Genomic DNA, 13,733 nt, shown 5'->3' with positions numbered 1-13,733 from the left:
TACACTGATGGGGTGGTATCGGCATCACTGCAAAACGCAGCGACATCGCTGTTGCCCTGCCGGCGGGGCGAAACGTTAGCCGGCGGCACCGGCACAGGCCGGGAACCTTCACGTGGTTCGATATCTAGCAATTCGCTTTCAGTTCATGCTCAAAAGCCGGTACAAGGGCACCGGCTTTTAAACGTGGCTGATTGATACTGCGACGCGGCGTCGCACCACATGATATATACCATGATAACAAGCGAAGCGCCGGGATTTAAGTAGCTTTGTACGACAACCGGCACTTCACTTGCTTTTTTCTAAAAGATTAAACGGTTACGTGGCGTCAGCCAGCAACATTTCGCGAATCTTACCGATCGCGCGGGTCGGGTTGAGCCCTTTGGGGCACACCGCCACGCAGTTCATGATGCCACGGCAGCGGAACACGGAGAACGGATCTTCCAGATCCGTCAGACGCTCGCGGGTCGCGGTATCGCGCGTATCCGCCAAAAAGCGGTAGGACTGCAAGAGCCCTGCCGGGCCAACGAACTTGTCCGGATTCCACCAAAACGACGGGCACGAGGTCGAGCAGCACGCACACAAGATGCACTCGTACAGGCCGTCGAGCTTGTCGCGGTCTTCCGGCGACTGAAGGCGTTCGATGGCGGGCGGCGTGGTATCGTTTTGCAGGTACGGCTCGATGCGCTCGTACTGCTTATAGAAGATACCCATATCCACGACCATGTCGCGGATGACCGGCAGACCCGGCAGCGGGCGCAGGGTCAGCTTACCGTTTTTGACCACATCGGAAAGCGGCGTAATGCACGCAAGACCGTTTTTGCCGTTCATGTTCATGCCGTCGGAACCGCATACGCCTTCACGGCAGCTGCGGCGAAACGCCAGGCCGCTGTCCTGCTCTTTCATGATGTGCAGAACGTCGAGGACCATCAGGTCACGGTCTTTCGTGTCGACCTGAAACTCCTGCATGTACGGCGCGGAGTCGGTTTCCGGGTTGTAGCGGTATATCGATACCTGAAGATTGGACATAGTGACTCCCTCGTCAGTGCGAAGACTGGTTCAGCGCAAAATTAGTAGGTACGAACCTTCGGCTCGAACGTATCAACGGTTTTCGGCTTGAAATTGACGTCGCGCTGCTTGAGCTCCTTGGTGAGCGGGAAGTAGAGCGAGTGCTTCAGCCAGTTGACATCATCACGGTCAGGATAATCGTAGCGCGAGTGGGCACCACGGCTCTCTTTACGCTCGAGGGCAGCAATCGCCGTTGCTTCAGCCACTTCCATCAGGTTGTCGAGCTCGAGCGCTTCAACGCGTGCCGTATTAAAGGCATTGGACTTGTCGGGCAGGTGTGCGTTCGCAATACGCTCGCGCAGCGCATCCAGCCGCCTCACACCGTCCTGCATGTTGTCCTCTTTACGGAACACACCGAAGGAGTTCTGCATGATGTCCTGAAGCTCGGCTTTAAGCTCCGGAATGCTCTCGCCGCCTTCGGAGTCGTTCCAGCGGGTAATACGCTTCATGGCGGCTTCGACATCCGACTCGGAGGCGTCCAGATACTCGATACCTTCGTTCAGCGCGCCTTCGATGAAGATACCCGCCGCGCGACCGAAGACCACCAGGTCGAGCAAGGAGTTGCCGCCCAGACGGTTGGCGCCGTGAACCGATACGCAGGCCGCTTCGCCACAGGCAAACAGGCCGTTGACGATATGATCGTTGCCGTTTTCGTCCTGAGTAATCGCCTGGCCGTGAACGTTGGTGGGGATACCGCCCATCATGTAGTGGCAGGTCGGCACGACCGGGATCGGGTCCTTGGCGGGGTCGACGTGCGCGAAGGTCTTGGAAAGCTCCACGATACCCGGCAGACGCTTACCCAGTACTTCTTCGCCCAGGTGGTCGAGCTTCAGGAAGACGTGGTCTTCTTTATCGCCACAGCCGCGGCCTTCGAGGATCTCCATGACCATGGAACGCGCGACCACGTCGCGACCCGCCAAGTCTTTCGCGTTGGGGGCGTAACGCTCCATGAAGCGCTCGCCATCCTTGTTGACCAGGTATCCACCCTCGCCACGACACCCTTCGGTGACCAGCGTACCCGCACCATAGATACCGGTGGGGTGGAACTGCCACATCTCCATGTCCTGCATGGGGAAGCCCGCGCGCAGCGCCATACCGATACCGTCACCGGTATTGATCAAGGCGTTGGTCGTGGAGGCAAAAATACGGCCCGCGCCGCCGGTGGCCAGCACCGTGGCCTTGGATTTAACGTGAACGACTTCACCGGTTTCGATGCACATGGCGATACAGCCCACGACGTCGCCTTCGGCGTTTTTGACCAGATCGACCGCGTACCATTCGTTCAAGAACGTGGTGTTGTTCTTGAGGTTGTTCTGATAAAGCGTGTGCAGTAGCGCGTGGCCGGTACGGTCCGCCGCGGCGCAGGTACGTGCCGCCTGACCGCCTTCACCGAAGTTTTTCGACTGGCCGCCGAACGGGCGCTGATAGATACGGCCTTGATCAGTACGTGAGAACGGCAGCCCCATGTGCTCGAGTTCGAACACCGCTTTCGGGCCTTCGGAACACATGTACTCGGCGGCGTCCTGGTCGGCGATATAGTCGCCCCCCTTGACGGTGTCGTACATGTGCCAGCGCCAATCGTCATCCGGGTCGGAGGAGGCGATCGCGCAGGTAATGCCACCCTGGGCAGACACGGTGTGCGAGCGAGTCGGGAACACTTTCGAAAGAACCGCTGTCTTCTTACCGGATTTGGCAAGTTCCAGAGCAGCGCGCAGGCCAGAGCCACCGCCACCAATGATAATGGCGTCAAACGTCAGGCTACGAAGGTTAGACATGGATTAAGCTCCCCACAGAATTTGAATGCCCCAGACCAGGTAGACAAAGATGGCCAAAATGATAACGGCCTGGGCACCGACACGCAGACGAGTGGACTTGAGGTAGTCGGTCGTGACTGTCCAAAGGCCAATCCAGGCGTGCGCGGCGATAGAGATAAAGGCCAAAAGCGAGAAGATCCGCATCCAGATCTGGTTAAAAAGCCCGCTCCAGGTGTAGTAATCGAGGCCCGGGTTGAACAGCAGGTAGCCAACGATGAACAGCGTATAAATGGCCAGAATGACGGCGGAGACGCGCTGCATTAGCCAGTCGGACAAGCCGCTACGGCCGAAACTCGTGATGTTGGTTACCATACCCAGACTCCTGCCAAGATGATCAGAACTGCGCTCACTACCACGGTGATCTGTGCTTTTTGCACGCTACCTTCCAAAGTGACACCAATATCGGCATCCATGAGCAAATGTTTAACACCGGCTACGAAATGGAAGGCCAACGCTGACAACAAGCCCCAGGCGATGAACTTGGCCAGAATATTGGTGGCTAATGCGTCGCGAACGGCATCGAAGCCAGCCGGTGAGGAGAGGGATTTTCCCAACGCCCAGAAGGCGAAAATCAGGCCGACGAACAGGATCACACCGGTAATACGGTGAGCAATCGACGTCAGCGCCGGTAAAGGGAAATGTATGGTCGAAAGGTCTAAATTTACGGGTCGTTTGCTATTCACGGCGTTATACACACTCTTTTGGCCCACTCTGTGAAGGTTCGGGCTTACCCCGAGCGGGCAGTGGTTGCTGGAAGGGGCTCGGCCGTTGCCAAGTCGGGCACGACCACCTATGTGCCGGTCGCGCGCGGTGAATTATAAGAACCTTCGCCCCCGCTTACAAACCGAACGCAGACCTAACTCGACTACGGAGCAAAAAAATTGCCCTTGGGTGGAGTCGATTTTGCGTTGCAGCATGGTTATAGTGTTTGAAAGGTAGCAGGCTTAATAAGCCTGTTAACGGATTCATTCTAGTACGTGTTCACACTAATTTCTTCTCTCTATTAAAAATATTAGACAAAATAACCATCTGATAATAAATTTTGTATAACATTTGCCCCTATTAAGGCTAATTGACAAAAAGTCGCACCCTTCTATAGTAGGCGAGCCTTTTCGCCGGCGCGGTATGCGAAATAACGACTTAACGTCCCAAACCGAATTCGAAAGGAGGCCTTCATGGCTGACAGGAAAGCGACCTTGACGGTAGACGGTCTCGATAAACCGATCGAGCTACCCATGTATTCCGGCACACTAGGCCCTGACGTTATCGACGTACGCGGCCTGGGTGCCGAAGGCCTTTTCACCTACGACCCTGGTTTTATGGCCACCTCCTCTTGCCAATCTGCCATCACCTATATCGATGGCGGCCAGGGCATGTTGCTACACCGTGGCTACCCTATCGACCAGCTAGCCAAAGAGTCCAATTTCGTAGAAGTTTGCTATACCCTGCTGTTCGGCGAATTGCCGACCGAGGAGCAGTACGCGGAGTTCGAAACGCGTATTCGTAACCACACCATGGTTCACGACCAGATCAACAACTTCTTCAAGGGTTTCCGCCGCGACGCGCACCCGATGTCGATTCTTTGCGGCGTAGTAGGCGGCCTTGCGGCGTTCTACCACGACCACATGGACATCACCCAGGAAGAAGACCGCCACATCAGCGCTATCCGCCTGATCGCGAAAATGCCGACGCTGGCGGCGATGTCGCACAAGTACAACGTTGGTCAGCCGTTCAACTACCCGCGTAACGACCTGAGCTATGCAGAGAACTTCCTCTACATGATGTTCAGCAACCCGTGCGAGGAGTACAAAATCAACCCGGTTTACGCCAAGGCCATGGACCGGATCTTCATGCTGCACGCCGATCATGAGCAGAACGCCTCGACCTCGACGGTCCGCCTGGCAGGCTCTACTGGCGCCAACCCGTTTGCGTGTATCAGCGCAGGCATCGCCGCCCTTTGGGGCCCGGCCCACGGCGGCGCGAACGAAGCCGTACTGGCCATGCTCGACGAGATTGGCGACGACTCCGAAGAGAACATCCAGCGCTTCATCGACAAGGCCAAGGACAAGGATGACCCCTTCAAGCTGATGGGCTTTGGTCACCGCGTTTATCGCAACTTCGACCCGCGCGCCAAGGTGATGAAAGAGAGCTGCGACGAAGTGCTGGCGGAGCTTGGCATGGCCGACGACCCGCAACTCAAGATCGCCAAGCGTCTCGAGCAAATCGCGCTGGAAGACGAGTACTTCATCGAGCGTAAGCTTTACCCGAACGTCGATTTCTACTCGGGCATCATTTTGAAAGCGATGGGCATCCCCACCAACATGTTCACCGTGATCTTTGCCGTTTCGCGCACCATCGGCTGGATCTCGCACTGGAACGAAATGCTCAGCGAAAGCTACAAGATCGGCCGTCCGCGTCAGCTTTATACCGGCCACGAGAAGCGCGACTACCCCAGCAAGAAGTAACGCGCCGTCGTAACGCCAAAAAGCCGCCCCAGGGCGGCCTTTTTACGTTGGGCAGTACACAGTTCGACCAACCCCCTTCTTCGCTCTCTCAGGGGCCGCGCTTCACCCATAAGGCTTGCTCTTTGAATGCTTTCCCGGTGCGGTTAGCGGCGCCTTCGCTTGTGCTGCATGAAACGCTATAAGCAGGCGGCTTTTATAGGCAAAAAAACGCTCTCCTGCGACCATTTTGACCTTGACAATTTACCCCAGCGGAAAGGGAGTCGCTTTTTCCACACTATCTGTGGATAACCCTGTTCACAACCACCATAAAACGTCCCGGAATCGCCATGAACACTGGCTTTTCTTTAAATTGGTTATTTTTTGATCTAACATAAGTTACTGATTTATATAGTTAAAAGTTAAAGCGCTGATTTTTTGGGCAATTAGCAACGCCTTGTGCACAACCCCACCTCCGCCAATGCAAAAGTGGACAAGTCAAGCATAAAAAAGCAAAAAATTGGCCCTGAAAGCGGGATTCAGACGTCGAGAATTCTCGCCAACCCCTTACAGGGTTACGATATAAAAGACATTAAGCGGGAAGGTATTTCAGAAGATGATGTGGCGTCCCATAGGGGGTTCGAACCCCTGTTACCGCCGTGAAAGGGCGGTGTCCTGGACCACTAGACGAATGGGACAAAACATCACAAGCGTGCGCTTTAAAATGGTGGAGCCTAGCGGGATCGAACCGCTGACCTCGACACTGCCAGTGTCGCGCTCTCCCAGCTGAGCTAAGGCCCCACGTGTCGTGAAGACGCTGCGTATAGTACTGATTAGACTCGCCTTCGTCAACCAGAAAAGCGCCGATTTCTACCTGAAGAAACCGGCACCCTTCCCTGCCTGGCCGTTCGTGCTCCTTTGCTGTTACCTGGTGAATCAGGCTTGACTACAGCGCACGAAACTCTTTCTCAAAGCGCTTCGCCTGCTTTTTCGAAACGCCGCCCAGCACCTCGATGGCGTGACGAAGCCGTGCCCGCGTCACGTCAGAGCCAAGAATCGCCATCGCGTCCATCACCGAGGTACTGGCACTGGTGCCGGTTATCGCGATGAACACCGGCGCTAGAAACGCCTTCATCTTGAGCTCGAACGCACCAGCCAGCATTTGAACCTCGGCCAGCAGCGCTTCCTTGTTCCAGGCGGCTACACCCTCGAAACGCCAGACTAAAAACTGCAACAGCTTCACCAGCTCTTCGCGCTCGAGCTTCACGCTTTCGAAGTCATCCTCTTTCAGGTTGGGCAACCCGGAGAAAAAGTGGCCAGCCAACGGCGCCACCTGGGAGAGCGTTTCTACCCTTGTACGTACCTGGGGCAGGATCTGCTTCACGTACTCTTCGTTGAACGCCCATTCGCGCAGCGCCCTCAAGAGCGCATCGTCGTCCAGGTCTTCGCGAATATAGACGCCGTTGAGCCAGGTAAGCTTCTCCAGATCAAACACCGGCCCGCCCAGCGACACCCGCTGAATATCGAAGGACTCGACCATTTCGGTCAGGCTGAACTTTTCGCGCTCGTCGGGCATCGACCAGCCCATGCGGCCCAGGTAGTTGGTCACGGCCTGGGGCAAAAAGCCCATACGGCGGTAGTAGTTGATCGAGGTCGGGTTCTTGCGTTTGGAGAGCTTCGATTTGTCCGGGTTGCGCAGCAGCGGCATGTGGCAAAGCGTGGGCATGTCCCAGCCAAAGTACTCGTAAAGCAGCTGGTGCTTGGGGGCCGAGTTGATCCACTCTTCGCCGCGCAGCACGTGGGTAATCCCCATTAGGTGATCGTCCACCACGTTGGCCAGGTGGTAAGTCGGCATACCGTCGGACTTCATCAGGATCTGCGCATCCACCTGGGCCCACTCGACCTCGATGCGCCCGCGCAGCATGTCGTCCACCACGCACACGCCATCACTGGGGACATTCATGCGCACCACAAACGGCCAGCTCTCGGCTTCACGACGGCTTTGCTCCTCTTCATCGAGGGCCAGGTCGGCCGGCTTGAGCGCCAGGTGAAGACCGGCTTTCTTGCGCGCCTCGCGCAGCTCGTCCAGTTCTTCACTAGTGCGGTAGCATTTGAACGCGTAGCCGGCGTCGATGAGCTTTTCGGCGTGGCGCGCGTAGATATCGCCGCGCTCGCTTTGCCGGTAAGGGCCGTGCGGGCCGCCCACGTCCGGGCCTTCGTCCCACTCGATACCCAGCCAGCGAAGCGAATCCAGAATCATTTGCTCGGATTCAGCTGTGGAGCGCACGCGGTCGGTATCTTCGATACGCAAAATGAATTCGCCGCCCATCTTTCGCGCAAAGCACAGATTGAAAAGCGCGATATAGGCCGTGCCGACGTGGGGGTCGCCGGTGGGAGATGGCGCGATGCGCGTACGTACGGTCATGCGGGTATCCTTTTTAACAGCTAAGTGGCGCCATTATACGCGCCGATTGCGTATCCAACAGCCTGACCGGGGAACATCTTCGGCCAAAAAGCGTCCTAACAAAAAGTTGCTAAGGATATAGCGACTAAGGCCCAGGTATCTTTGCTATTTCTAGCGCAATACCTATGATGCAAGACCATGCTGAAAAGCCTTGTTTTTCAGCGTGTAAAGTACGCCATTGGCGACAATGGAAGTAATTCAAACGAGTTTGTTTGGCTCATCAATGGGAAACTACAATGGAATCGCTAGGCTCACGTATCAAACAGCTTCGACAGCGGGTAAAGCTTAATAAAGCTGCGCTTGCTAGAAAAGTTGGCGTGTCGGATGTGACTATTTCGTATTGGGAGTCGGGCGCGATCAAGCAAATCGGTCATGAGCGCCTGGTGGCGCTGGCCGACGCGCTGGACTGCTCGCTGGCGACCTTACTGGAAGGCGATAGCGCGCCTCCCTTGCTGACGCTGACTCACCAGGGCCCCCTTCCCTGGGAGCAGGTGCAAGCCACAACGCTGACGCCTCCCCCGCATCTGCCGCTAAAAATCGACTGGAAAGCGCCCTGTGTCATGACGACGCCCGGGACCAACACGGATTTCGCTCCCGCCTCCCCGGGTGATCTCCTGTTACTTGGCCCGACCCACGTCTTTCATAAAGCCGGGCATTACCTGGTCAAACGCGAGGATCGATTCACGCTAGCGCACTTCTCGAAAGCGCCCAGCGATGAAGAGATCCACGCCGTCGTACTCGCTCACTGGTGTCCTGCCTAAAGCACCCTTTACGTCATTCTTCGATAATTTCCACCTGGTCACGCGTGCGTCTTGGCTCACTCCCCACCAAAAAGCGCCGTGAGTAGGTGGCCACCTGCCCCAACCCGTGGCGAGTTTGTGTAACGAGCTCGCCGCTCAAGTAATCCCCCCGAGGGCCAATGATCTCCTGCACGGCGCGTGGCTGAACGCTGGCTTCGCTCGACTGTACGCGCACGAGATAACCGCCATCCGGCAACCCGCTGCCCGAACCAAAGGGGCCCGCGGTAAAGGTGCCACCGCTTACCAGGGTACGCGACTGCCAGCGCACACGGCTTAGCTCGCGCTCGACGATCACCTGCACGCGCGCGCCGTCCGGCAGGTTGGACTCACCTTCCACCATCAAGCGCCGGTCGGAGCGCAGTTGAGCATGAAGCGAAAAGCTCACCTCGAGCGAGGGTGTCTCGACGCGCTCTTCGCCTTCGCTTTGCACGGCATCACTGGGCACCTCATCGGTCGTGGGCGCCTCCTCCATCTGCTCGTTGCAGCCAGCCAGCAGTAAAAGGCCCACCACCGCTACGGCGATAACACCACGTGCTTTGCGCATACCCTCTCCTCTCACCGAACGTGACCCTCTACGCTATACCATTAAAGGTGTGGATGCGTCACTAGTGCTCCAGGCTTGCCAAAGGAATTCGGTCAACCTTTACGAATGTGGAGCCGTGCGTTTTTTTGACTCTCTTATTTTTACGGGGTTATAGTAACCCTATAACGATAGGTAATGGGGCCAGAGGTGAACAGCAGAGCACTGATCAAGGAGTTGGAAGCGGATGGCTGGGAGCTCGTCAGAATCAAAGGCAGCCACCACCACTTTCGACACCCGACCAAGCCCGGCACGATCACCGTGCCGCATCCTAAAAAGGATCTACAAACGGGCCTGGTCAAAGCAATCAGAAAAAGCGTTGGCCTCGAATGAGGCTCACCACTGCGGCCCCACTGAGCATTACAGAGAGAGAAGAGCCATGTTATTTCCCATTGCCGTCGAACGCGGCGACGAACAGCACGCCTATGGCGTCGTGGTGCCCGACCTCCCCGGCTGCCATTCGGCCGGCGACTCCTTCGAAGACGCTCTGACCAACGCCAGGGAAGCCATCGAAGGCTGGCTGGAAGTGGCCGTCGAGGCGGGCGACCCCATCCCCGAGGCCACATCCATCGAACACCACATGGACAACCCCGACTTCGCCGGCTGGATCTGGGCCGTGGTCGAGATCGACATCGCCCCGTACTTGGGCAAAAGCCACAAGATCAACGTCACCATGCCCGATTTGCTGCTCAAACAGATCGACGACTTCGTGGCCCGTCATCCTGGCGACAAGTCTCGCTCAGGGTTTCTCTCCCGCGTCGCCATGGCCGAGTTGGCCCGGGCGCGGCAAACGGGCTGAGTTCATCGACAAGCTTTCAATGAAAAGCCCCGCGTGAGCGTAATGCCGTTCAGTTAGTGTGAGAAAGCTTTAGGCCGTAGACCGGGTGGCGCTTGAGTGCGCCAGGGCACGAAGCCCGTAGCGCGGGTAAGCCGAAAGGCGCACCCGCGGATCTTGCGACCCGTCGCAAAGCCGCGCCTAGCGCGGCTAAAGGGAGGCAGGCACGATCCGAGTCGGCTGGCGCCGCCGCCGCGGGTGCCTCGCTAATGCTCGTTACCCCGCGCTACGGGAGTGCTTTCATACCAAGAGTAACCTGATGAATGCACCCTGGGTGGCGCGCCAAAAGGTATGAAAAAAAGCCCGGTATCAGTGACCGATACCGGGCTATCGCTCGCCAGATAATGAATCAAGCCTTGACTGACTAATATTACTGCTTGCGCGGGGCTTTAGTCTTGTAAACGCGCCCTTCTTAGCGAGTGTTCATCCGCCTTGAATTTTTTTTAGCGGCCCAAAAAAAGAGCCTCGCCTAGGAAGTTTTCGCTGCGACCAGTGCCGGCTCAAGTAATATCTACCGGCCCAAGTACGACTAACAAAAGGCAGGCGTGATGATGCTCGACCTCACCGACCAGCACGGCCAACAGCTCAGCCTGATGGACGCCTCGCAAACGGAAGACGAGTGCCAGCGCAGCCAACAGCTCATGGCCACGATGAAAGCTATGAACGAGAAGATGGGTAAGGGCACGGTGCGGATGGGGCTACCGGAGAAGAATGCGCCGTGGCATTTACGGTGCGCGCATAGAAGCCCGCGGTATACGACGAACTGGGATGACTTGATGCGGGCTTATACGGATGAGGGGGTGCCTCGTAAAGGACGTAAAACAGCGCAACATTAAAATCACTTTTTATTTACTCTCTCAACACTATTTAAACATGTCGCTCCAAGTTTTCTAATGAAATTGAAAGCGCTATAAGAAAAAACAAAATATGAAAGAGAAGGATTTTTCAAAAGAGACTCAAAAACAAACTTCCAAAACCCCTTACCAGACCTAGCATAAGCTTCATAACATATAGATCTTTCATTCTTCAAATAATGCTCGCATGCTTTTTCCTTTAGAACTGTAACCCGAACAACCTGACTATCTTCATAAAATTTAACATCTAAAAAGTCACGCTCAAAACAACTTCCAAAAACATCTTCAAATTCGGCTAAAAGAGAGTTATCTACAAATTTATAAAAATCAGAAATATTTGCATAATATATATGAAAAATATCAAAAACACCTTCATCATTAGCGCGGCGATGAGAGCTCAGCCCTATAAAATAAAGAACCTCTTTACCAAATAGAGATTCACGCTCTTTTGAAACATCAATTTCTAACGGCACTGAAATTCTTTTATCGACAAAGAAGAAAAGAGCTAAAGAATTGCTCTTCATAGCCGAAAAATACGACTTTGCCATTAAATAGTTATTTTCATTTACATCAAACCCTATCGCTTCTAAAAAATAACCGGCAGCATCAAACCTATCATGTCTGTAGAGGGGACCTTGCTCAAGACCCTTTAAAGTATTCAAATTATCGGAAGGCAATAAAGGCCTACCTTTTTTTCCATAAGATGGACTTCTCAAAATTGTTAACTTCTTAGGGAACTCAACAGAGCGAACAGCGCAAGATTCAATATAACCCAAGGTTGCATTAAAGAAAAAATAAAAAGAACCTTTATTGATACCTGATTTCACATAACCTAAATTTTTACAATAAAAATCCATTTCCAAGTGAAAGCGCTCAAAAACTTTATATAAAACCATGGCAACTGTTGCTAAGTTCCTATCGGCATGAAACGCAGACTCATAAATTCCGAAAGAACATCCTTTGCATATTCAGTATCCACTTTTTTAACTTTATCATGCGGATTAAAACTATTAAAATCTATTGCTGAATTTTCAATTTTTCGCCTCACCTTTTTTTTAACAGCATCTATTTCTAGGACTTTCTTAGAGATCAAATCTTTCAGCATAAAGGTTTTAACCTTACCTTTTAGCAGCAAATACGGAAGGATAATGCCAACCGGTATCTTAAGAAAGTCAAGAAAAGCAACTAAAACATCTTTCACAAATCACCTTAAAAATCAAATACGGAAGATTCTGATCTTGAGCAAAGTGTTCATTATTGATACTGCTCTGCTGAATCTAACAACTCATTAGCGGTCTCACAGCTAGAAATAGCGTCAGGCACGCACGATAAGCATCGATTCAAATCAATAGCAGCCATATCCAGATTGGATTTAGATACGCTAAAAGGGAGCTCAGCGATACGAGAGCGCAGCTCATCAACTTGAGACTGATGCTCTCGCATCTTATCCATACACTGCGCTACTTCTTCACTGTTCGATGAAGAACCATAAGTCGACATATCGAAACCAGTAGAAACAAGCCCACGAGCCTCGCTCATAAGCTCATCAATGGTTTCCGCGCGCACAGTTAGAGAAAAAGAACAGACAAACAAAGTTGTAAAAACAATGCTATTTATTTTCTTCATTTGTTACTCTCCCAAGTCAATGCCCAGCGATCTAACAAACTTCGTAATATTGGTGATTAGAGCAGAGGTGCTATTAGCAGCTTTAGCCAACTCCATGTAAGCTAAAAATGTTTTATTCAGCTTTGAGTGAAAATCACTACATTTACTTTTATCTAACTCATCTGGGTGTAGGCCTACTCTTCCACCAAGGGTAGACACTGCCTCTTCAATACCATCTAAGCCATGCAATTCGTATCGACTTATAGATTTCTTAATCTTTATAACATCATCACATAGCTTAAGTCTTAGCTCACGAGGAAGATCGCTATTCATAATGCTATCAAGAAGTTTTTCAGCTGCATCTTTTAGGCTCGAAAGATACTCATCATCTACTTTTATTTCTTTTTTCTCTACTGAACTATCATACAATGCCTTTCCCATATCCAAGGCAAATTTCACACTTCCAACAGTGCTTCTTTTATTAGCATTCCAAGAATTACCCGAAAGAAAGGTTGGAGGAAGGGATTTAAGTGTTTTAAACTCCTTTTCATATAAATCTTTTGTTGCTTGGTCATTGACTAAAATACTAATAATATTTTCGTTATATTTTATAAGATTATAAAAATCCAAGGAGTTTTCATAAACTTCAATAGTGTCAGTATAATCATGACCTATGACTTGTGCCCAAACCCTATTAGTTGGCATGCTTTCACTACACCGGCTGGCTTCAGAAACAATTCTTACTAACCTAGCAAAAGGGGAAAAATCTTCCATTATTTATTCTCTACAATATCCACAACCAGTTTGAATTTTTAAGTAATTCAAACCACCCGCCCAATCCGAATCTCACACCGCCTCAGAATCTCCAGATCCCCTATATCCTGCGGCTTGATCATCTACGGCTGGTAAAGCTCATTATCGCTGATCAGGTACAGCGCGCCCCGGCCAACCGCTGCACCCGCTTGATCCGCCGCTCCCCACTTAAAAGCCCCCTCCTTCCTGCTTCGGGTCGCGAGCGGTGCGGTTGACCAGCGCCCAGTCGCCGTCGTTCAAAGTGCCTTGCATCGAGTGGCCCCGCACCTGCACGCCTAAGATTTTCGCCGGATCGATTCACTGGTCAGCCCACTCACTAATAGAAAAACAAAGCACGAGCTCAACCAGCAACCCGATTAAGCGAGCTTAACCCACCATAACCTTACAGACCATCGCATTAGCCCTGATCTTTGGCCTCAATTATGTGCTTAGACAAACCCATCGCGGCTTGAAGACGCTTAC

General features: G+C 52.9%; 15 protein-coding genes and 2 tRNA genes. 5 read left to right on the top strand and 12 right to left on the bottom strand.

Features of this window, described 5'->3' with window-relative positions:
* Window positions 1–315: 315 nt before the first annotated feature.
* The 4 genes from ACWFVE_RS04700 to sdhC are packed head-to-tail and all read right to left on the bottom strand — an operon-like array spanning window position 316 to window position 3,562.
* Window positions 316–1,026 (bottom strand): succinate dehydrogenase iron-sulfur subunit, encoded by a 711-nt coding sequence (locus ACWFVE_RS04700; RefSeq protein WP_447528134.1) that lies wholly within the window; start codon window positions 1,024–1,026, stop codon window positions 316–318.
* 41 nt (window positions 1,027–1,067) lie between these two features.
* Complete coding sequence (sdhA, locus tag ACWFVE_RS04695) at window positions 1,068–2,840, bottom strand: succinate dehydrogenase flavoprotein subunit (protein ID WP_447528133.1); 1,773 nt, start codon at window positions 2,838–2,840, stop codon at window positions 1,068–1,070.
* A 3-nt stretch (window positions 2,841–2,843) separates the two neighbouring features.
* On the bottom strand, window positions 2,844–3,191 hold the full coding sequence (gene sdhD / locus ACWFVE_RS04690) for a succinate dehydrogenase, hydrophobic membrane anchor protein (RefSeq protein WP_447528132.1): 348 nt from the start codon (window positions 3,189–3,191) through the stop codon (window positions 2,844–2,846).
* Entirely contained in the window at window positions 3,185–3,562 is a 378-nt protein-coding gene (gene sdhC, locus ACWFVE_RS04685) for a succinate dehydrogenase, cytochrome b556 subunit (RefSeq protein WP_447528131.1), read from the bottom strand. The genes sdhD and sdhC overlap by 7 nt, the downstream gene beginning before the upstream one ends.
* Before the next feature lie 492 nt (window positions 3,563–4,054).
* Here sdhC and gltA point away from each other — a divergent pair, with 492 nt between their 5' ends.
* On the top strand, window positions 4,055–5,344 hold the full coding sequence (gltA, locus tag ACWFVE_RS04680; RefSeq protein ID WP_447528130.1) for a citrate synthase: 1,290 nt from the start codon (window positions 4,055–4,057) through the stop codon (window positions 5,342–5,344).
* 598 nt (window positions 5,345–5,942) lie between these two features.
* On the opposite strand, the gene ACWFVE_RS04675 is transcribed toward gltA, so the two are convergent.
* From ACWFVE_RS04675 to gltX, 3 genes are all read right to left on the bottom strand, one after another.
* Window positions 5,943–6,018: transfer RNA gene (locus ACWFVE_RS04675), tRNA-Glu, on the bottom strand.
* 27 nt (window positions 6,019–6,045) lie between these two features.
* A tRNA-Ala gene (locus ACWFVE_RS04670) sits at window positions 6,046–6,121 on the bottom strand.
* 145 nt (window positions 6,122–6,266) lie between these two features.
* On the bottom strand, window positions 6,267–7,745 hold the full coding sequence (gltX, locus tag ACWFVE_RS04665) for a glutamate--tRNA ligase (RefSeq protein ID WP_447528129.1): 1,479 nt from the start codon (window positions 7,743–7,745) through the stop codon (window positions 6,267–6,269).
* 275 nt (window positions 7,746–8,020) lie between these two features.
* Here gltX and ACWFVE_RS04660 point away from each other — a divergent pair, with 275 nt between their 5' ends.
* A complete protein-coding gene (locus ACWFVE_RS04660; protein ID WP_447528128.1) occupies window positions 8,021–8,545 on the top strand; it encodes a helix-turn-helix domain-containing protein in 525 nt (174 codons plus the stop codon).
* Between the two features lie 13 nt (window positions 8,546–8,558).
* Here the strand turns inward: ACWFVE_RS04660 and ACWFVE_RS04655 are convergent, their stop codons facing one another.
* Window positions 8,559–9,128 carry a hypothetical protein gene (locus tag ACWFVE_RS04655; RefSeq protein WP_447528127.1) on the bottom strand — a complete coding sequence of 190 codons (570 nt, stop codon included), beginning with the start codon at window positions 9,126–9,128 and terminating at the stop codon, window positions 8,559–8,561.
* Between the two features lie 186 nt (window positions 9,129–9,314).
* Here ACWFVE_RS04655 and ACWFVE_RS04650 point away from each other — a divergent pair, with 186 nt between their 5' ends.
* The 3 genes from ACWFVE_RS04650 (at window position 9,315) to ACWFVE_RS04640 (ending at window position 10,835) form a co-directional block, all read left to right on the top strand.
* Entirely contained in the window at window positions 9,315–9,497 is a 183-nt protein-coding gene (locus ACWFVE_RS04650; protein WP_447528126.1) for a type II toxin-antitoxin system HicA family toxin, read from the top strand.
* A 46-nt stretch (window positions 9,498–9,543) separates the two neighbouring features.
* Window positions 9,544–9,963: a type II toxin-antitoxin system HicB family antitoxin gene (locus ACWFVE_RS04645; RefSeq protein ID WP_447528125.1), complete on the top strand. Its 420-nt coding sequence runs from the start codon at window positions 9,544–9,546 to the stop codon at window positions 9,961–9,963.
* Between the two features lie 584 nt (window positions 9,964–10,547).
* Window positions 10,548–10,835, top strand: a complete 288-nt coding sequence (locus ACWFVE_RS04640) for a DUF4113 domain-containing protein (protein ID WP_447528124.1) — start codon at window positions 10,548–10,550, stop codon at window positions 10,833–10,835.
* A 2-nt stretch (window positions 10,836–10,837) separates the two neighbouring features.
* Here the strand turns inward: ACWFVE_RS04640 and ACWFVE_RS04635 are convergent, their stop codons facing one another.
* From ACWFVE_RS04635 to ACWFVE_RS04620, 4 genes are read right to left on the bottom strand one after another with little or no spacing between them, the layout of a single operon-like run.
* Window positions 10,838–11,749, bottom strand: coding sequence for a hypothetical protein (locus ACWFVE_RS04635; protein WP_447528123.1), 912 nt, complete (start codon window positions 11,747–11,749; stop codon window positions 10,838–10,840).
* Between the two features lie 11 nt (window positions 11,750–11,760).
* Window positions 11,761–12,054: a hypothetical protein gene (locus tag ACWFVE_RS04630; protein ID WP_447528122.1), complete on the bottom strand. Its 294-nt coding sequence runs from the start codon at window positions 12,052–12,054 to the stop codon at window positions 11,761–11,763.
* A gap of 53 nt (window positions 12,055–12,107) precedes the next feature.
* Window positions 12,108–12,479: a hypothetical protein gene (locus ACWFVE_RS04625; RefSeq protein WP_447528121.1), complete on the bottom strand. Its 372-nt coding sequence runs from the start codon at window positions 12,477–12,479 to the stop codon at window positions 12,108–12,110.
* 3 nt (window positions 12,480–12,482) lie between these two features.
* Entirely contained in the window at window positions 12,483–13,232 is a 750-nt protein-coding gene (locus ACWFVE_RS04620; RefSeq protein WP_447528120.1) for a hypothetical protein, read from the bottom strand.
* Between the last annotated feature and the right edge of the window lie 501 nt (window positions 13,233–13,733).

Source organism: Vreelandella mediterranea (assembly GCF_970647075.1).
Note: the sequence above shows the minus strand (reverse complement) of the source record. Positions and strands in the feature narration are given on the sequence as shown.